This is a genomic window from Pseudarthrobacter sp. S3 (assembly GCF_050156905.1).
Taxonomy (GTDB): Bacteria; Actinomycetota; Actinomycetes; order Actinomycetales; family Micrococcaceae; genus Arthrobacter.
On the sequence record NZ_CP189583.1, the window covers coordinates 2,623,819 to 2,641,368 of the forward strand.

The window sequence follows — 17,550 nt, forward strand, 5'->3', positions numbered from 1 at the left end:
AGCGGAAAGCCGCGGATTTCCGGGCGTCTGTCCCTGCACCGGACAGCGCCCGATCATGCCCGGCAGGGCGCGGCGCGCTACCAGCGTCCGTTGCGCGGGCGCGGCTGACAGACCGGGCAGGAGTATGAGGACCGATTCATGAACTGCTCGCGGCGGATCGTGGAGTTCATTCCGACGGCGGCACAACGGCTGCAGGGTTTGCCTTCCCGCCCGTAGGCGTTCAGGGAGCGGTCGAAATAACCAGAGGCGCCGTTGACGTTGACGTACAACGCATCGAAACTGGTGCCCCCTGCCGCCAGAGCGTCCAGCATGACCTCGCGGGAGCTGGTGATAAGCCGTTCCGCGTCGCCGCGGCGCAGCGTGTCGGTGGGCCTGGCGTAGTGCAGCTTTGCCCGCCACAGGGCCTCATCGGCATAGATGTTGCCGATTCCTGAGACGAGTCCCTGGTCCAACAACGCGCGTTTAAGGCCCGTCCTGCGCTTGCGCAGCCTGCCGTAAAAAAGGTCAAAGGAAAACGCCGGGTCCAGCGGGTCCCGGGCGATGTGGGAAGCTTCCTCAGCGATCAGCGCAACGGGAGATTCGGACTGGCCGCCAGGGCCGCCGTCGTCCGTGGGAATCATGCCGGTGACGAACAGCCCGCCGAAAATCCGCTGGTCAACAAACCTGAGTTGTTCAGGCATTCCGGCCACGGGGCTCAGCCGCAGCCTGACCTTGAGGTGTTTCTCGTCCGGCACTTCGCCGTCCTGCATCAGGAGCTGGCCGCTCATCCCGAGGTGGGCCATCAGGGCAACAGGCGGTGCGCCAGCGGACTCCGCAGCCGCGCTCAGCGGCATCCACAGGAATTTTCCGCGGCGCACAATGTCCACAACCTTGGTGCCCTGGAGGTTGCCCCTGAAGTCTTCAGGGCCCATTGCATGCCGGCGGAGGGAGCGCGGGTCCAGCACGTCTACCCCTGTGATGGTTCGGCCGCGGACCCAGCTCACCAGTCCGCGGCGGACCACTTCAACTTCAGGCAGTTCGGGCACGGCTCAGCCTAGACGCTGCGGGAAGACTCTGGTGATGCGCCCTCCGCTGCAGGGGCAGCGGCGGCTCCGGGAGTTCCGGAGAGCTGACGCCAGGCGTCCGCGGCAGCTTCCTGTTCCGCTTCCTTCTTCGAGTGGCCTGATCCGTTGCCGTACGGTTTGCCACCAATATTCAGGACCGCTGTAAAGGTCCGGGCGTGGTCCGGCCCCGCCCCCTCAACGGCGTAGTAGATAGTGCCCATCTGCCTGCTGGCTGACAGTTCCTGGATGCTGGTTTTCCAGTCGGTGCCGGCGCCGAGGGCGGCAGCATCCTTCAGGAGCGGGCCAATCAGGCGCATAACCAGCTGACGGGCAGTCTCGATGTCGTTGGACACGTAGGTGGCACCAATGAGTGCTTCCATGGTGTCCGCCAGGATGGAAGCCTTGTTCTTGCCCGCGGTGAGCTTTTCGCCCTGCCCCAGGTAGATGTAATCCCCGATGCCGAGGCTTCGGCCGATGCCGGCGAGGGCGCGCGTGCTGACCACCGCAGAGCGGCGTTTGGCAAGGTCGCCCTCTGGCAGGGTGGGATTGTCCCGGTACAGGGCATCGGTCACGGAGAAGCCCAGGATGGAGTCGCCCAGGAATTCGAGCCGCTCGTTAGTGGGGATGCCGCCGTTTTCGTAGGCGTAGGAACGGTGTGTGAGAGCAAGACGAAGCGTCCCGGCGTCAATGGAGACACCGAGACGCTTCAGAAGCTCTTCAGTTGAAGACATCATGTCAGCCCAAGCGGCCGATTAGACGTCTGCGACCTTGCGGCCCTTGTACTCAAGGAACAACGCAGTGCCAGCCGAGTCGGTAACGACCTTCGCCTGGTGCGGCAGGCTGTAAGTAACCTGGCCGTTCTCTACGGTCTTCACCAGGTGGGGGGCAGTTGCCTTCCACTGGGAGCGGCGGGCGCGGGTATTCGAGCGAGACATTTTCCGCTTCGGGACAGCCACGGCTAACTCATTTCTCTCTAGAAAAACACTTACAAATCAGTTTTGCCGGTCAGGCTTAGCCAAGTCAGCTAGGGCAGCCCAGCGAGGATCTACGACCTCGTGGTGGTGCCCCGGCTCGTCTTCCAGGCGTACTCCGCATTCGGAGCAAAGGCCCTGGCAGTCTTCCCGGCACACCGGCTGGAACGGCAGCATGGTTACAACTGCGTCCCGCAACACCGGCTCAAGATCGATTAGATCGTACTCGATTCGATATTGCTCTTCTTCGTCTTCTCCGTCGGAGAACTGAGCGCCCTCGTAGAAGAAAAGTTCTTGCACATTGACCTCAAGGTCATACGCAAGGGGATCCAGGCATCGGCCGCACTCGCCTTTTACTTCGGCGACCGCGGTTCCTGATACCAGAATTCCTTCGTGTACGGCCTCAAGCCTCAGATCCAGCTCGATGTCCGAGCCTTCCTGAACGCCAATGAGTGCCACACCAAGGTCACTTGGTGCGGGTACATGTTCTTTCAGTGTCCGCATGCTTCCCGGGCTGCGCCCGATGTCCTTGACGTCGAACGCCAAGGGCGAACTAGCATCTCGTTTAATGAGAACTCCTGTTGAACATATGACCGACGTACCATCCTAGCCTGAAGAACCGCAGGGACTCAAACCAGGCGACGGACGGCCGTCGAAGTACCGGACTAGCCTACCCTCTTGGCGGCTGATCGGAGGCAGACCCGCCCGCGAGCAACCTTTTATGTACCGACCGGGGCACATAGTCGGACACGCTGCCACCCAGACCGGCCACTTCTTTGATCAGGGTGGATGACAAATGCAGGTAGTGCGCCTCGGCCGGCAGGAACACCGTTTCGACGCCGCTGAGCTGGCGGTTCATCGTGGCCATCGGAAGTTCGTAGTCGAAGTCTGAGGACGAGCGGAGACCTTTGACGATCGCGGAGACCCCTCGCTGGCGGCAGTACTCGGCCAAAAGACCGTCGCCCACCGGTTCCACCACAATGCCTTTGAGTGACGCCAGGGTTTCGCGCGCCATATCCAGGCGGTCCCCCAGACTGAACATGTACTTCTTCGCATAATTGGTCGACACCGCCACGATCACCTCATCGAAGAGGCCCGCGGCACGGGCGATGACCTCGAGATGGCCGTTGTGAATGGGGTCAAAGGATCCGGGGCAGACAGCGCGTCTCATCCACCGAACCTACCGCATGGGACGGCCGGGATACCATGACTGGATGCATCCACCACGGGACCTTTCCATGTCCACAGTGCCTGCCCCGTGGCAGCGCACCGCCTCAGGCGCCAACCTGTTGGGACCCGCCGGCCAACTGGGCGTCACCATCTTCGAGGAGATGACCACGCTGGCGGGGCAGACCGGCGCCATCAACCTCGGGCAGGGTTTTCCTGACGAGGACGGACCGCTGGAAATCAAGGCGGCCGCGGTGGCCGCCATCGAAGCCGGAGCCAACCAGTACGCACCCGGTAAGGGCATCCTGGAACTGCGTGAGGCCGTGGCCGCACACCAGGAGCGTTTCTACGGGCTGACCCCGGACCCGTTGACCGAGGTCATCATCAGCACCGGCGCCACCGAAGGGATCGCCGCAACGTTGCTGGCGTTCGTCGGCCCCGGTGATGAGGTGCTGACGTTTGAACCCTTTTATGACGCGTATGGCGCCGTAATCGGCCTGTCCGGCGCCACCCACGTCACGGCCCCGCTGCTGGCTCCGGACTTTTACCCGGACATGACGGCGCTGGAAGCGGCCTTCACCGACCGCACCAGGGTGGTGCTGTTGAATAATCCGCACAACCCCACCGGTACCGTCTTCCCCCGGCATGTCCTGCAGCGCGTCGTCGAGCTTGCCACAAAGCATGACTGCCTCATCGTCACCGACGAGGTGTACGAGCACCTCACCTTCGGGGTCAGGCACATTCCCGTCGCCTCGCTGCCGGGTGCCGCTGAGCGGACCATCACCATCTCGTCCGCCGGAAAGACCTTCTCCTTCACCGGCTGGAAGATCGGCTGGCTGACCGGCCCGGAACACCTGGTGGCGGCTGTCCGCACGGTCAAGCAGTTCCTGACCTACAGCTCCGGTACACCGTTCCAGTCGGCCATTGCGACCGGCCTCGCGCTGCCGGACGAGTTTTACCGGGGCGTTTCGGCAAGTCTCCAGAAGAAGCGGGACATCCTCAGCGAGGGCCTCCGCGCCGCAGGATTCGACGTTTACACGCCGCAGGGAACGTATTTCGTCACCGTGGACATATCACCCCTTGGCATCAGCGACTCCGTGGATTTGGCACGAAGGCTACCCGGACTGGTGGGAGTGGCCGCCATCCCCGTCCCCGTCTTCTGTCACCCGGAGGGCGCGGAACGGACACGGAGCCTGCTCAGGTTCGCGTTCTGCAAGAAAGTTGAGCTCCTCGAGGAGGCCGCCGCCAGGCTGGCAACCCTCAGCGGAAAGCTCTGATGGCGGAGCCGGGCGGCACACGATCCACGCGGTTCCTGCGGACCACTGGACAGCACGCCTCCATCGAGCCCGATGCCTTCACCGACGGCGGCTACGTGCTGAGCATCGGCGGGGCCGAGCAGTCCCACGTTAATCTGGCGCATCCTGAGGAGATCTTCTACGAGTACCTGCGACGGATCGGCCACATGGTGGACCTCGCCGCTCCCGAAGGCCGGCCAATCACCGCGCTCCATCTTGGTGCCGGAGCCCTGACCCTTGCGCGCTACATCCAGGCGACGAGGCCTGGATCCGTCCAGTATGCGGTGGAGCTGGAACGCGAGCTCCTCGACTTTGTCCTGCAGCACCTCCCCCTTCCTGACGGAACCGACCTGCATTCCGTGATCGGCGATGCCCGCGACGCCCTGGCGGAGCTGGACCCTGAACTTCACTTCGACGTCGTGATCCTGGACATTTTCTCTGGTCCGGAAGCCCCGGCCCACATCGCCTGCCAAGAGTTCTACCAGGAGGTCCGGGCACGCCTCGCAACGGAAGGCTTGCTGATCGTGAACGTGGGCGACGAACCCGGGCTGACCCTGGTGCGGAGTCAGGCTGCCGCCATGCGCAGCGCCATGGCGGACGTTGCCGCCTTCGCCGAAACCGGGATGTTCGCGGGCCGCTACCCCGGCAACATCATCCTCGCCGGAACGCAGACTCCGTGGCCCGAAGCCTGGACAGCCGAATTGACGGAACGAGGCCCGCACCCCGCGAAGGTTCTCGCCGGCGTGGACCTGGATGGGCTCGCCGGCTGAATCTCAGTCCTCCGGAAGCACCGAAGGCTCGGCAAACCAGAGCCGCGTTTCGCCGTACTTCTTCTCCGCGAACTGTTCCAGGCCGGCCGGCCAGAACGGCTCCGGTGAACGCGTGGACCGCTCCACCACCACCACGGCAGCAGGGGCCAGGTGATGCGCTAATTTGCCCAGCACCGCCGACAGGGCCGGATCATCCAGCGGATACGGCGGGTCCAGGAACACCAGGTCCCAGCTGGACGGCTCCGCCGCGCGCTCCAGGAAGGACTCCACCTTGGACCGGTGGACCGTCACGGCCTTGCGGCCCAGTACACCGTTGATCAGGTCCGCGTTGCGCTGGCACACGGAACTGGCCTTGGCATCGAATTCCACCAGGTCAACGGTGTCAGCGCCCCTGCTGCCGCTCTCCACGCCCAACGAGCCGGACCCTGCGTACAGGTCCAGGACCCGGGCACCGGCAATGATCCCAAAGGCGTCGAGCCGGGAGAACAGCGCCTCCTTAACGCGGTCGGTGGTGGGCCTGGTGAGGGAGCCGGGGACGCTGACCAGAGGTGTCCCGCCTGCGGCGCCCGCGATGATGCGGCTCATGGCCGCCTCCTATCCGCGCTCAAGGAACGCCTCCTTCTCGGGGTTCAAGTATTCGTCGATGGCCTCCGCCAGCCGCGGATGCCGCGCCAGGGCAGGATCTGCGCCCACAATTTCCTGGGCGTCCTGGCGCGCCTGCGCAATGATGTCCTCGTGCTCCAGCACGCGCAGCAGTTTCAGTGTGGAGCGGCCGCCGGACTGCGAAGCGCCCAGGATGTCGCCCTCGCGGCGCAGCTTCAAGTCCTCCTGCGACAACTCGAAGCCGTCGGTGGTTGCCGCGACGGCGTCCAGCCGGCGGCGGCTCGGGTGCCCGCGTTCCAGGGTGGTGACCAGCAGGCACGTCCCGGGAAGCCCGCCGCGGCCCACCCTGCCGCGCAGCTGGTGCAGCTGGGAAATGCCGAAGCGGTCGGCGTCGAGGATCACCATCAGCGTTGCGTTATGGACGTCGACGCCGACTTCGATAACGGTGGTGGAGACCAGGAGCTTGGTCCGGTTGGCGGTGAAGTCGGCCATCGCGGCGGTCTTCACTGCGGCGTCCAAACGGCCGTGCATCGGCCCAAGGGGCACACCGGCCAGGGCCGGCTCCTGCTGGAGATGTTCGACGACGGCAGTCACCGACGCGAGCTCGCGCGCAGCGCCGTCCCCTGCCACGTCAGCCACGGAAGGTTCCGCTTCCCCGGGAGTGAAATCGCCGTCGTCGTCCGTTCCGATCCTGGGGCACACCACATATACCTGGTGCCCGGCGTCGATTTCCTCACGGGATCGGGACCAGATGCGGTCGGCCCAGCCGGGATTCTCGGCCAGGCCCACCACATGCGTGGAAATCGGCGCCCGGCCGGCGGGGAGTTCGTCCAGGACGGAGGTTTCGAGGTCGCCGAAGACCGTCATGGCCACGGTTCGTGGAATGGGCGTGGCCGTCATGACCAGCAGATGCGGCGGCTTGTTCGCCTTTGACCGCAGGACGTCCCGCTGCTCCACGCCGAACCGGTGCTGTTCGTCCACCACGATCAGGCCAAGGTCGTAGAACGCGACGTTGTCGCTGAGCAGCGCATGCGTGCCGATCACGATCCCTGCCGCGCCGGATGCGGCGTCCAGCATGGCCCGTTTCCGGGCGGCGGTCGGCATGGAGCCGGTGAGGAGAGTGACCTGCACGGCCCCTTCGGCCAGGCTGCCCAGCAGCCCGTCAGGGGACAGCATGGGGTCGCGGGACAGGGAGCCCAGGGTCCGCCGGATGGAATCGAAGTGCTGGGCGGCGAGGACCTCCGTTGGCGCCAGAAGCGCAGCCTGCCCGCCGGCATCCACCACCTGCAGCATGGCCCGCAGCGCGACGATGGTCTTGCCCGAGCCGACCTCGCCCTGCAGCAGCCGGTTCATGGGGCTGTCCTGCGCCAGTTCTGCCGCAAGCTTTTTTCCGACGGCGTCCTGCCCGGCGGTGAGGGTGAAGGGAAGCTGCTTGTCGAACGCCGTCAGGAGCCCGTTGGTGGCCGGGCGCCGCGCCGTGGCTTCTTCGGCCGCAAGCTGGGCCCGGCGTCGTGCCAATGCCGCCTGCAGGACCAGGGCCTCCTGGTAGCGCAATCGCTCCTGGGCCTTCTTCCAGTCTGCGTGCGATTCCGGCTTGTGGATGAGTCGGTAGGCCTCAGCCACAGGCAGGAAATCCTCCCGCGCGGCGACCGCCTCCGGCAGCGGATCCGGCAGGGCGTCCAGATCCACTGTTTCCAACAGCGTGGAAATGACTTTCTGAATCGACCAGCTGGTGAGTTTTGCGGTGGCCGGATACACCGGGATGGGCATGGCGGCGAGCTTTTCGGGGTCTGTGGCCGGCATGTCCGGGTCCTCGTCCAGGAGGTGGAAGTCCGGGTTGGTCAGCCCCAGTGAGGGGCCGTACCTGGTCACCTTGCCGGAGAACATCACGCGGCGGCCGGGCAGGAGCTGGGCTTGGGCCCGGTAGCCGCTGAAGAAGGTGATCTTGAGCGTGCCGTGCCCGCTGCCGGGGCCCACGGCGGCAAGGCGCGGACGTCCGTGGGAGGCGGCGTCGTCAGTAATCACGACGTCGGTGATGGAACCGCGGCGGGTATGCATCTTGCGCGTGCTGTTGGAGAGCACCCGCGCAATGAGCGTGACCTCCTCGTCCACGGGAAGCTCGCTGATGGGTGTCAGTTCGCCGCGGTTCAGGTAGCGGCGGGGGAAGTAATTCAGCAGGCCGCCCACTGTGGCGATGCCCAGGTGCTTCTCAATAGCCTGCGCTGACCGCTTTCCGATCAGGCGTTCCAGGCCAAGGCCGAGTTCAGCGCTCATGCCCACTGGAGTTCACCGGAGCTGGTTCGGGATCCCGGGCCATGGCGAGTTCGCTGACCGAAATGTCACTGGGTTCACCAAGGGATCGGATCAGGGCGACCGCGGGTGCGGAGTCCGGGACGTGGACGTGGACCCGCCACCGGTAGCTGCCCTCAGCATCGGCCAGGCTGTCCACCTGGCTCATGATGACGGACTCGCCGATTTCGTCGAGCCGCTGGCGCAGGGTGGCCGCGCTGAGAGGCGAAAGGCTGATGGTGCACATGACCTCAACGCCGTCGTCAACCGGCATGTCAGCATGGATGTGGGGGTCCTGCACGTCATAGCCGTGGAGCCCGTCGAGGAGTTCGCCCTGCAGCCCTTCGCCCAGGACGGCTGAACGGAGGCAGTCAAGGATGAGCAGCATGCCAACGCCCCCGGCATCGACCACATGGGCGGCTTCAAGGGCGGCCAGCTGGCTCTCGGTGCTGACGACGGCTTCTAATGCACCGTTGACGGCAGCGTCGAGGGCTTTGCCCAGGGCTTGATTGCTGTCGTCGCCGTTGTGCCCGGCGTCCACCGCCGCGGCGGCCCGGGCGGCGGCTTCCATGACCGAGAGCATGGTGCCTGGGACGGGATCGCTCAACGCGGACCAGGCCCGGATCTGGGCACGGTTCAATGCGGCGGCCAGGAGGGTGGACGTCAGGCGGGTGTGACCGGCCAGGGGCTCAGCCGCGGCGCAGAGGAAGACCGCGAAGAGGGTTCCGGAGTTACCGCGGGCCTGCTCCATCGCGGCCCGGCCGGCGCGCGCCAGCACTGCCCCGACATCCGACTGGCCAGCATCAGCAGGGACTGCCTCGTCCTGCCCTGCAGGGTCTCTGTGCAGGGCACGGGCGGCTGCCCGCACGGTGAGGTAAAGGTTTGTGCCGGTGTCACCATCCGCCACGGGGAAGATGTTGATGGCATTCAGGCGGTCGCTGTGGTTGGCCACGGCGGTTTCAGCGTTGTCCAACCACCGCTTCATCGCTAGCGCGTTGGCCGCAACCTTAGTCTGCAAAGTGATCCCATCCCCCGGTGCCAGCGGCGTGACCCGCAATTGTGACGCCCGGTGGTGTGGAGCTTTCCGGGGCATGTACTGAGCCTATCGCAGTGAATCCGGCAGGCAGCTGAACGCCGGCAGGGAACGTGGCCAGCAGCCCGTGGTCCTCTCCCCCGCCAAGTACCCAGGCCATGGGGTCAGCGTGGAGAAGGTCCGACGCCGGACGCAGGGCTTCTGCGAGAGGTTTCAGTGCTGCGGGGTCAAGGTCCAGGGCGACGCCGCTGGCGGCGGCGAGGCGGCCGCCGTCGCGCACCAGTCCGTCAGAGATGTCCAGCATGGCGGTTGCACCGGCGGCCATGGCCAGCGGCCCGGCCGTCAGTGGCGGCCGCGGTCTGCACTGGAGTTCCACGAGCATCCGCTGCGCCGGTGGCAGTGACTGCACCGCGTTCTCCGATTCCAGGAGCGCCAGACCGGCTGCGGCCCGGCCCACGGTCCCGGCCAAGGCCACGACGTCCCCGGCCCGGGCCCCTGACCGCAGCACGGCCTTGCCGCCAGCCAAAGAACCCAGCACGGCGACCGTCACAGAGATTTCCCTGCCGCGGCCCAGATCACCCCCGGCCACCGAGCAGTCGGTGGCCCCGAGTTCCCTGATACCCGCGGTCAGGCCGTCCGCCAGGTCCGCCACCCAGCTGACAGGAGTTGCGGGCGGCAACGTCAGGCTCACCACGAGCGACGTGGCCACGGCGCCCATGGCGTTGATGTCGCTCAGGTTCTGGGCCGCCGCCTTCCAGCCGACGTCGAAGCCTGTGGTCCGGTAGCCGTTGTTCCACTCGAGGCGGAAATCCTGGTCCTGGGTCTGGGTGTCGATGCTGATTACCGTCCTGCCGTCCGGAGCGGCGACAATGGCGGCATCGTCTCCAGGGCCGAGCAGGGTTGCCGAACCGTGATTTCCACCCATTTCCAGCCGCGGGAAGATCCGGGCCAGCAATTCGGTTTCGGACAGCGCGGCGACAGTCAGCGTTTCTTCAGTCAACGGGATTTCAGGCACGCCCCTACGCTACAGCGCGGCACCGACATTGTTGATCGGCCAGTCGCTGGCCAGTTGCTCTAGAGGGCCGCACGGTCCATTGGGCGTCCCGCAGCACACGGCAGCGACGATAGGCTGGATGGATGCGCAATCCCCGTTTTCCCCTGCCTATCCGCGTGTCCGGAATCCTGCTGACTGCGTCCGTCGCAGGAGCTCTTCTGTCCGCCTGCGCCCCGACCGTGGATGTCACCGCCGCCGGCGATGCGGCGAACCCGGCCTGCGCACCGATGATGGTTGCCCTTCCGGACGCCATCGGCGATGCTGCCCTGCGGAAAACCAACAGCCAGGCCACTGCGGCGTGGGGGGACCCGTCCCAGGTGATCCTGCGCTGCGGCGTTAATGTTCCGGGCCCGACGACAGACCGGTGCGTGAGTGTCAACGGCATCGACTGGGTCATCAAGGAAGGCGATCCAGTGTGGACGCTGACTACCTTCGGCCGCGAACCCGCCACGGAAATCCTGATGGATCCGGAGAAGATCAGCTCCGCGACCGTCCTGGCGGATCTTTCCGCGTCAGTCGGAAAGGTCCCGGCCAGCCGGAACTGCGTGGGCCAGGCAGATCTGCAGAACCTGCCCACCACCCGGTAGAAGGGCAGGTGGTGGGCCCACGCCGGTAGGGTTCCCTGGCCGAAGCGGAGCGAGGTTAGGGTACCGGTGGGGACTACCGAAGACCGGTCTTCCGGTTTAAGGCCAGGTAAATCAGCTCATCAATCAGGGCCGCATAGTCCAGGCCTGACGCTGCCCACATCTGCGGGTACATGCTCTTGGGCGTAAACCCGGGCATGGTGTTGATCTCGTTGATGATCAGGTCACCGTCGGGCGTATAGAAGAAGTCCACGCGGCTCAGGCCCTCGGCCCCCACCGCGTCAAAGGCGGCCGCCGCGAGTTCCCGGACGCGCACGATGGCTTCCTCGGGAATGTCGGCGGGGCAGCTCAGCGAGGCGGCGTCGTCTTCAACATACTTGGCGTTGAAATCGTAAAATTCGTGCGTTCCGGCGGCGACGGAAATTTCACCCGGCATGGACGTCCGGGGGGAATCGGTCCCGCGTCCTTCCAGGACGGCACATTCAATTTCCCGCCCTACGATGCCGGCCTCGATGACCAGCTTGAGGTCGTGGCGTCGGGCTTCCTCGACGGCGGCGTCGAGTTCCTCAAGCGAGTCCACTTTGGAGATTCCCATGGACGAACCCGCCCGCGCCGGCTTGACGAACACCGGGAAGCCGAGCTGGTCCACCTTTTTGCGGACGGCCTCCGCGTCCTTGACCCACTGCCGGTCCGTGACGGCAATGTAGGGCCCCACGTGCAGCCCGGCGGCCTCGAACACAACCTTCATGTAGTGCTTGTCCATGCCTACAGCCGACGCCAGCACGCCGGCGCCGACGTAGCGGGTGTCGGACAGTTCCAGGAGCCCCTGGATGGTGCCGTCCTCGCCAAAGGGACCATGGAGAAGGGGAAACACAACGTCCACCGTGCCGAGTTCCTGCGCGACCTGGTTCGGCGAGGCGACGATCAGCTGGTGCTCGCCGCCGATCTCGGCCAGTGTCACGGTTTGTGCTGACGGAGCTACCTCCGGCAGCGACGACGCGGATAGCGACCACTGGGTGGTATCCCCCGAGGCCAGCACCCACTGCCCCGATTTGGCGATGCCGATGGGGATGACTTCGTACTTGTCTTTGCTGATGGCGCCCAGCACGCCGGCGGCGGTCACGCAGCTCACGGCATGCTCGCTGGACCGGCCACCAAAAAGCACCGCGACGCGGGGTTTGGCCCGGGGGGCTGAGTCCGCTGCGGTCAGGTTATCGTCGGACATCGTCAGTAATCGCCTTCGGGTTTCAGGTCCCGGGCCAGCAGCAGCGGCCCCAGTTGGTCAACGGACAGTTTGCCGGCCAGGACGGCTACGACGGCGGCAGTAATGGGCATTTCAACACCCAGCTTCCCGGCAAGTTCGTGGACAGCCTGGCCGGACTTTATACCTTCGGCTGTTTGGGTCATCTGCTGGGCCAGTTGCTCGAGGGTGAGTCCCTGGCCCAGCATCCGGCCAGCCGTATGGTTTCGTGACAGCGGCGAGGAACACGTTGCCACCAAGTCCCCCAGACCGGCCAGCCCTGCCATGGTCCGGGCGTCGCCACCAAGGGCAAGCGCGAGCCTTGACGTTTCGGCCAAGCCCCGCGTGATCACGGAGGCCTTGGTATTGTCCCCCATCTGTTTACCTTCACAGATGCCCACGGCCAACGCGATGACGTTCTTGACGACTCCGCCGATTTCCACGCCGACCACGTCCGCTGTGGTGTATGGACGGAAGTATGGCGCTGTGCAGCTCCTCGCGATCCAGCCTGCGGCGGCCGCATCGGTACAGGCCACCACTGAGGCCGTGGGTTCCTCACGGGCGATCTCCATGGCCAGGTTGGGGCCGGAAACCACTGCGATGCGTTCCGCGGGAATCCCCAGTTCATCGCTGATGACCTCGCTCATCCGAGCGTCGGTGCCGAGCTCCAGGCCCTTCATCAGTGACACCACCATGGCGTCAGAAGCAATCAGCGGCTTCCATTCACGTAGCTGGAGGCGCAGTGACTGGGCCGGAACAGCGAGGACCACCAGGTCCGCGCCCGCCAGCACGGCACGGACGTCCGTGGACGCTGAGATGCAGGGCGGCAGTTCGGTGTCCTTCAGGTACTGGACGTTGCGGTGCGTGCTGTTTATTTGCTCCACCACTTCGCTGCGCCGGCCCCAGATTCGGATGCTACGTTCTTCCCCCGCTACGCCGGCCGCGTCGGCGAGAATCTTGGCGAATGTGGTACCCCAGGAACCGGCGCCCAGGACAGCGACAGACCGGGCGGAACCCTGACGGCTTCCGTCAGCCATCAGGTGGCATCCGCAGCGTCGTCAGGATTTTCCCGCACAACGAAGCGACCGTGCGTGGCTTGATTGTGCTTGGAAGGGTCCCAGCGTTCAGCGGGCGGCTCCTCCCCGCGGATGTCGGCCAGCAAACCGGTCACGGCATCCATGATCTTCTCGGTAGCCGCGGTCAGCGTTGCCTTGTCCAGTGGCCGGCCCATGAACTGGCTGAGGTCAACGGGCTTGCCCACCATCACCCTGGACGTCCTGCGCGGGAAAAGGTGGAACCGCTTCGCATAACGCGGGAACACCTCATGGGCCCCCCAGTGAGCGATCGGAACCACAGGAATGCCGCCTTCCAAGGCAAGACGGGCAGCGCCGGTGTGGCCCTTCATCGGCCACATGGCGGGATCGCGCGTGAGCGTACCTTCGGGGTAAATGATGATGGCACCGCCGTCCGCCACAATCTCCTGGGCAAGCTGCAGCGAGCGGTTCGCTCCCGCCGTCGAGCGTTCCACCGGGATTTGCCGGGTGGCACGCAGGACCGCGCCCAGCACCGGAACCTTGAACAGTCCGGCCTTGGCCAGGAAGTGCGGGGCGCGCTTCTGGTTGTAGAGAATATGCCCCACGATCAGCGGATCGATTTCCGTGCAGTGGTTGGGCGCAGCAATAAATCCGCCGGCGGGGAGGTTCTCGAGGCCTTCCCACTTCTTGTTCATCATTGCGTTCAGCACCGGTCGCACTATAGCTGCGACCACAACGAATGTGGCCTGGCTCTTGGCCGTTTCCTTCACGTACCCACCGCTACTTTGTCGAGCTGATGTCGAAGTCGGCGCCGAGGCCGGACAGCTTTTCGGTGAAACGCTCGTAGCCGCGGTTGATGATATCGATCCCGGTCACCCGCGACGTGCCGGAAGCGGCCAGCGCCGCGATCAGGTGGCTGAAGCCGCCCCGCAGGTCCGGTACGTCGATGTCGGTGCCCTTAAGCTGGGTGGGGCCGGAGATGACGGCGGAGTGGAGGAAGTTGCGCTGGCCGAAGCGGCACGGCACGCTCCCCAGGCACTCGCGGTGAACCTGGATGCTGGCGCCCATCCGGATAAGCGCATCGGTGAAGCCAAACCTGTTTTCGTAGACGGTTTCATGGACGATTGATACGCCTTCGGCCTGGGTCAGCGCCACCACGAGCGGCTGCTGCCAGTCGGTCATAAAGCCGGGGTGCACGTCGGTTTCCAGAACCAGCGGGTTGAGCTTGCCGCCCCGGTGGTAGAAGCGGATGCCGTCCTCGCCGATGTCCATGCCGCCGCCCACCTTCCGGTAGGTGTTCAGGAACGTCATCATGTCCCGCTGTGAGGCGCCTTCAACGAAAATGTCACCGCGGGTCACCAGCGCCGCGGAGGCCCACGACGCCGATTCGTTGCGGTCCGAAAGGGCGCGGTGGTTATAGCCGCCCAGGTCACGGACGCCTTCAATGCGGATGGTCCGGTCTGTCTGGACGCTGATGATGGCGCCCATCTTCTGCAGCACGGCAATGAGGTCGATGATCTCAGGCTCGGTGGCGGCGCCGGAAAGCTCGGTGATCCCTTCGGCGCGGGTGGCGCTGAGCAGCACCTGTTCCGTGGCGCCGACCGAGGGATACGGCAGATTGATCTTGGCGCCGTGCAGGCCCTTGGGCGCGGAGATATGGATGCCGCCCGGGCGCTTCTCCACCACGGCGCCGAACTGGCGGAGCACGTTGAGGTGGTAGTCGATGGGCCGGTCACCGATCTTGCAGCCGCCAAGGTCCGGAATGAAAGCCTCACCGATCGCATGGATCAGGGGTCCGCAGAGCAGGATGGGGATCCGTGAATCACCGGCGTGGGCATCGATCGCAGTGCTCGGGGCGGTTTTTGCCGCCTTCGGATCCAGGGTGAGGTCGCCGCTGACGGGATCCTTGACCACTGTGACTCCGTGCAACTGCAGGAGCGAGGTGACAACCTCCACATCCTTGATCTCCGGAACGTTCCGCAACACCGACGGCTCGTTGCCCAGCAATGCTGCCACCATTGCCTTCGGAACAAGGTTTTTGGCCCCCCGGACGCTGACGCGGCCTGTAAGCGGGACTCCGCCGCGGATTGTCAGAACACTACTCATATACCGGTTTCCTTACGATTACTCGCCCCAAAATCCATGCAAAGGCTCCAGCTAAGCATAGGAGGTTGCGTTACCGAACCGAAATACGGCGTGCGCAGCGCCGTCGTGACTTCCCAACGTCGCCACCGCCAGGAGAGATGCAACGCGGGGTCATTTACGGCCCGTCCTGGGACCTGACATGGGCCGCAAGTGACCCCGCGTTGCCCCAGCGGTACTCAGGAAAGGCGGGCCGGAAGCGTTGTGGGCATAAAGGCCGGACGGGTGGTCTCGAAGGCGGTGATGTCCTCTTCGTGCTGGAGGGTCAGGCCAATATCGTCCAGGCCCTCCAGAAGGCGCCAGCGGGTATAATCGTCGATCTCAAAGGGTGCCACGATACTGCCGCAGCTGACGGTCTTGGACGGCAGGTCAACGGTGACTTCGGTGCCCGGGGCGTTTTCCAGTTCCTTCCAGATCAGTTCGATGTCGTCCTGGGCGAGCTCGGCGGCCAGCAGTCCCTGCTTGCCGGAGTTGCCGCGGAAAATATCGGCGAACCGGGAGGAGAGGACGGTCTTGAAGCCGTAGTCCTTCAGGGCCCAGACGGCGTGTTCACGGGATGAACCGGTGCCGAAATCCGGGCCCGCCACCAGGACGGAGCCGGCGTTGAACGGCGCCTGGTTCAGGATGAAGGCCGGGTCCTTGCGCCAGGCCGAGAACAGGGCATCCTCGAAGCCGGTACGGGTGATCCGCTTGAGGTAGACCGCGGGGATGATCTGGTCCGTATCAACGTTGCTCTGCCGCAGCGGGACGCCGATGCCGGTGTGGGTGGTGAACTTTTCCATGGCGGCCTCCTAGGCTGCGTTGGTGCGGATGGCGGCGGACTCGGGAGCAGGATCGAGGTCCGACGGCGAACTCAGGGTGCCACGGATGGCCGTGGCCGCTGCCACCACCGGAGAAACCAGGTGGGTGCGGCCGCCCTTGCCCTGACGCCCTTCAAAGTTGCGGTTTGAGGTCGAGGCGCAGCGCTCCCCCACCTCCAGCTGGTCCGGATTCATGCCCAGGCACATTGAGCAGCCCGCGAAGCGCCACTCGGCACCAAAGTCCTTAAAGACCTTGTCCAGGCCTTCTGCCTCTGCTTCGAGCCGCACGCGCGCCGAACCGGGTACCACCAGCATCCGGATGTTGGGGTCCTTCTGGCGGCCGCGGATGATGTCCGCGGCCGCGCGAAGGTCCTCCATGCGTGAGTTGGTGCAGGAGCCCAGGAAGACCGTGTCCACCCGGATCTCCTTCATGGGTGTACCGGCGGTCAGTCCCATGTACTGCAGGGCGCGTTCGGCGGCAGCCTTGGCGTTCTCGTCGCCGAAGTCCTCCGGGGACGGCACCTTGGAAGACAGCGAAACGCCTTGGCCCGGGTTAGTGCCCCAGGTGACAAACGGCTCCAGCGTGTCGGCATCCAGGTCCACCTCGACATCGAACGCCGCGTCGTCGTCGGTCCTTAGCGTGTTCCAGTACGCGACGGCGGCATCCCAGTCCGAACCCTGTGGCGCATGCGGGCGGCCAAACATGTAGTCGTAGGTGATTTGGTCCGGGGCCACCAGGCCGGCGCGGGCACCGGCTTCGATGGACATGTTGCAGATGGTCATCCGGGCATCCATGGACAGCGCTCGGATGGCGGAACCGCGGTATTCCAGGACGTAGCCCTGGCCTCCGCCGGTACCGATCTTGGCAATCACGGCCAGGATGATGTCCTTGGCGGTGACGCCCGGGCGCAGGGTGCCTTCAACGTTGATGGCCATGGTCTTGAACGGCTTCAGGGACAGCGTCTGGGTGGCCATGACGTGCTCCACCTCGGACGTGCCGATGCCCATCGCCAAGGCACCGAACGCGCCATGGGTGGACGTGTGGGAGTCACCGCAGACAACGGTCATGCCAGGCTGGGTGAGGCCCAGTTGCGGGCCAACAACGTGCACAATGCCCTGTTCCGCGTCGCCGAGCGAGTGCAGGCGGACACCGAACTCCGCGCAGTTGTTGCGCAGCGTCTGAATCTGCGTGCGGCTGGTGAGATCGGCGATGGGTTTGTGGATGTCCAGCGTGGGAGTGTTGTGGTCCTCCGTGGCGATGGTGAGATCCGGGCGGCGCAGCTTGCGGCCGGCCAGGCGCAGGCCCTCGAAAGCCTGCGGAGAAGTCACCTCATGGACAAGGTGAAGGTCAATGAAGAGGAGGTCGGGCTGGGCATTGGCTCCTTCGCCCTCGCCTTTGCGCACCACATGTGCGTCCCAGACTTTCTCGGCCAGTGTCTTTGCCACGGCCATCTCCCTTCACTGCTGTTTGGCTGTTTGGTTCCACTGAACCAGCAGGGCTGCATTTTGTGCCAGCCCAAAGATT

Annotated in this window: 18 protein-coding genes; 3 read left to right on the plus strand and 15 right to left on the minus strand. The window is 65.1% G+C overall.

Annotated elements, in window-relative coordinates; all coding sequences use genetic code 11:
- Window positions 1-77: 77 nt before the first annotated feature.
- From mutM to coaD, 5 genes are all read right to left on the minus strand, one after another.
- Window positions 78-1,025, minus strand: a complete 948-nt coding sequence (gene mutM, locus ACQCSV_RS12590; RefSeq protein ID WP_354153703.1) for a bifunctional DNA-formamidopyrimidine glycosylase/DNA-(apurinic or apyrimidinic site) lyase — start codon at window positions 1,023-1,025, stop codon at window positions 78-80.
- Window positions 1,026-1,033: 8 nt separating this feature from the next.
- Entirely contained in the window at window positions 1,034-1,774 is a 741-nt protein-coding gene (gene rnc / locus ACQCSV_RS12595) for a ribonuclease III (protein ID WP_426939562.1), read from the minus strand.
- 21 nt (window positions 1,775-1,795) lie between these two features.
- Window positions 1,796-1,999, minus strand: a complete 204-nt coding sequence (gene rpmF / locus ACQCSV_RS12600) for a 50S ribosomal protein L32 (RefSeq protein ID WP_009356569.1) — start codon at window positions 1,997-1,999, stop codon at window positions 1,796-1,798.
- A 36-nt stretch (window positions 2,000-2,035) separates the two neighbouring features.
- Window positions 2,036-2,560, minus strand: a complete 525-nt coding sequence (locus ACQCSV_RS12605; RefSeq protein WP_185260838.1) for a YceD family protein — start codon at window positions 2,558-2,560, stop codon at window positions 2,036-2,038.
- A gap of 124 nt (window positions 2,561-2,684) precedes the next feature.
- Window positions 2,685-3,185: a pantetheine-phosphate adenylyltransferase gene (gene coaD, locus ACQCSV_RS12610; protein ID WP_185260839.1), complete on the minus strand. Its 501-nt coding sequence runs from the start codon at window positions 3,183-3,185 to the stop codon at window positions 2,685-2,687.
- A gap of 43 nt (window positions 3,186-3,228) precedes the next feature.
- Here coaD and ACQCSV_RS12615 point away from each other — a divergent pair, with 43 nt between their 5' ends.
- On the plus strand, window positions 3,229-4,458 hold the full coding sequence (locus tag ACQCSV_RS12615) for an aminotransferase class I/II-fold pyridoxal phosphate-dependent enzyme (RefSeq protein ID WP_426938523.1): 1,230 nt from the start codon (window positions 3,229-3,231) through the stop codon (window positions 4,456-4,458).
- Window positions 4,458-5,246: a spermidine synthase gene (locus tag ACQCSV_RS12620; protein WP_426938524.1), complete on the plus strand. Its 789-nt coding sequence runs from the start codon at window positions 4,458-4,460 to the stop codon at window positions 5,244-5,246. Before ACQCSV_RS12615 ends, ACQCSV_RS12620 begins: the two co-directional genes overlap by 1 nt.
- Before the next feature lie 3 nt (window positions 5,247-5,249).
- Here ACQCSV_RS12620 and rsmD read toward each other — a convergent pair whose 3' ends face one another.
- Genes rsmD through thiL form a run of 4 tightly spaced genes read right to left on the minus strand, consistent with a single transcriptional unit; the run spans window position 5,250 to window position 10,186 of the window.
- Complete coding sequence (rsmD, locus tag ACQCSV_RS12625) at window positions 5,250-5,831, minus strand: 16S rRNA (guanine(966)-N(2))-methyltransferase RsmD (RefSeq protein ID WP_426938525.1); 582 nt, start codon at window positions 5,829-5,831, stop codon at window positions 5,250-5,252.
- Window positions 5,832-5,840: 9 nt separating this feature from the next.
- Complete coding sequence (locus tag ACQCSV_RS12630; RefSeq protein ID WP_354153697.1) at window positions 5,841-8,123, minus strand: ATP-dependent DNA helicase RecG; 2,283 nt, start codon at window positions 8,121-8,123, stop codon at window positions 5,841-5,843.
- Window positions 8,113-9,123: a DAK2 domain-containing protein gene (locus ACQCSV_RS12635; RefSeq protein WP_354153696.1), complete on the minus strand. Its 1,011-nt coding sequence runs from the start codon at window positions 9,121-9,123 to the stop codon at window positions 8,113-8,115. The genes ACQCSV_RS12630 and ACQCSV_RS12635 overlap by 11 nt, the downstream gene beginning before the upstream one ends.
- A 22-nt stretch (window positions 9,124-9,145) precedes the next feature.
- Window positions 9,146-10,186 carry a thiamine-phosphate kinase gene (gene thiL, locus ACQCSV_RS12640; protein ID WP_354153695.1) on the minus strand — a complete coding sequence of 347 codons (1,041 nt, stop codon included), beginning with the start codon at window positions 10,184-10,186 and terminating at the stop codon, window positions 9,146-9,148.
- A 122-nt stretch (window positions 10,187-10,308) separates the two neighbouring features.
- On the opposite strand from thiL, the gene ACQCSV_RS12645 reads away from it, so the two are divergent.
- Window positions 10,309-10,812: a DUF3515 domain-containing protein gene (locus ACQCSV_RS12645; RefSeq protein WP_354153694.1), complete on the plus strand. Its 504-nt coding sequence runs from the start codon at window positions 10,309-10,311 to the stop codon at window positions 10,810-10,812.
- Window positions 10,813-10,885: 73 nt separating this feature from the next.
- Here the strand turns inward: ACQCSV_RS12645 and ACQCSV_RS12650 are convergent, their stop codons facing one another.
- From ACQCSV_RS12650 to leuC, 6 genes are all read right to left on the minus strand, one after another.
- Window positions 10,886-12,034, minus strand: coding sequence for a D-alanine--D-alanine ligase family protein (locus ACQCSV_RS12650; protein WP_354153693.1), 1,149 nt, complete (start codon window positions 12,032-12,034; stop codon window positions 10,886-10,888).
- Window positions 12,035-12,036: 2 nt separating this feature from the next.
- On the minus strand, window positions 12,037-13,086 hold the full coding sequence (locus tag ACQCSV_RS12655) for an NAD(P)H-dependent glycerol-3-phosphate dehydrogenase (RefSeq protein WP_354153692.1): 1,050 nt from the start codon (window positions 13,084-13,086) through the stop codon (window positions 12,037-12,039).
- Window positions 13,086-13,853, minus strand: coding sequence for a lysophospholipid acyltransferase family protein (locus tag ACQCSV_RS12660; protein WP_354153691.1), 768 nt, complete (start codon window positions 13,851-13,853; stop codon window positions 13,086-13,088). The genes ACQCSV_RS12655 and ACQCSV_RS12660 overlap by 1 nt, the downstream gene beginning before the upstream one ends.
- Before the next feature lie 10 nt (window positions 13,854-13,863).
- A complete protein-coding gene (gene murA, locus ACQCSV_RS12665; RefSeq protein WP_354153690.1) occupies window positions 13,864-15,189 on the minus strand; it encodes a UDP-N-acetylglucosamine 1-carboxyvinyltransferase in 1,326 nt (441 codons plus the stop codon).
- A gap of 215 nt (window positions 15,190-15,404) precedes the next feature.
- Entirely contained in the window at window positions 15,405-16,007 is a 603-nt protein-coding gene (leuD, locus tag ACQCSV_RS12670; protein WP_354153689.1) for a 3-isopropylmalate dehydratase small subunit, read from the minus strand.
- Window positions 16,008-16,016: 9 nt separating this feature from the next.
- Window positions 16,017-17,471 (minus strand): 3-isopropylmalate dehydratase large subunit, encoded by a 1,455-nt coding sequence (leuC, locus tag ACQCSV_RS12675; RefSeq protein WP_282329022.1) that lies wholly within the window; start codon window positions 17,469-17,471, stop codon window positions 16,017-16,019.
- Between the last annotated feature and the right edge of the window lie 79 nt (window positions 17,472-17,550).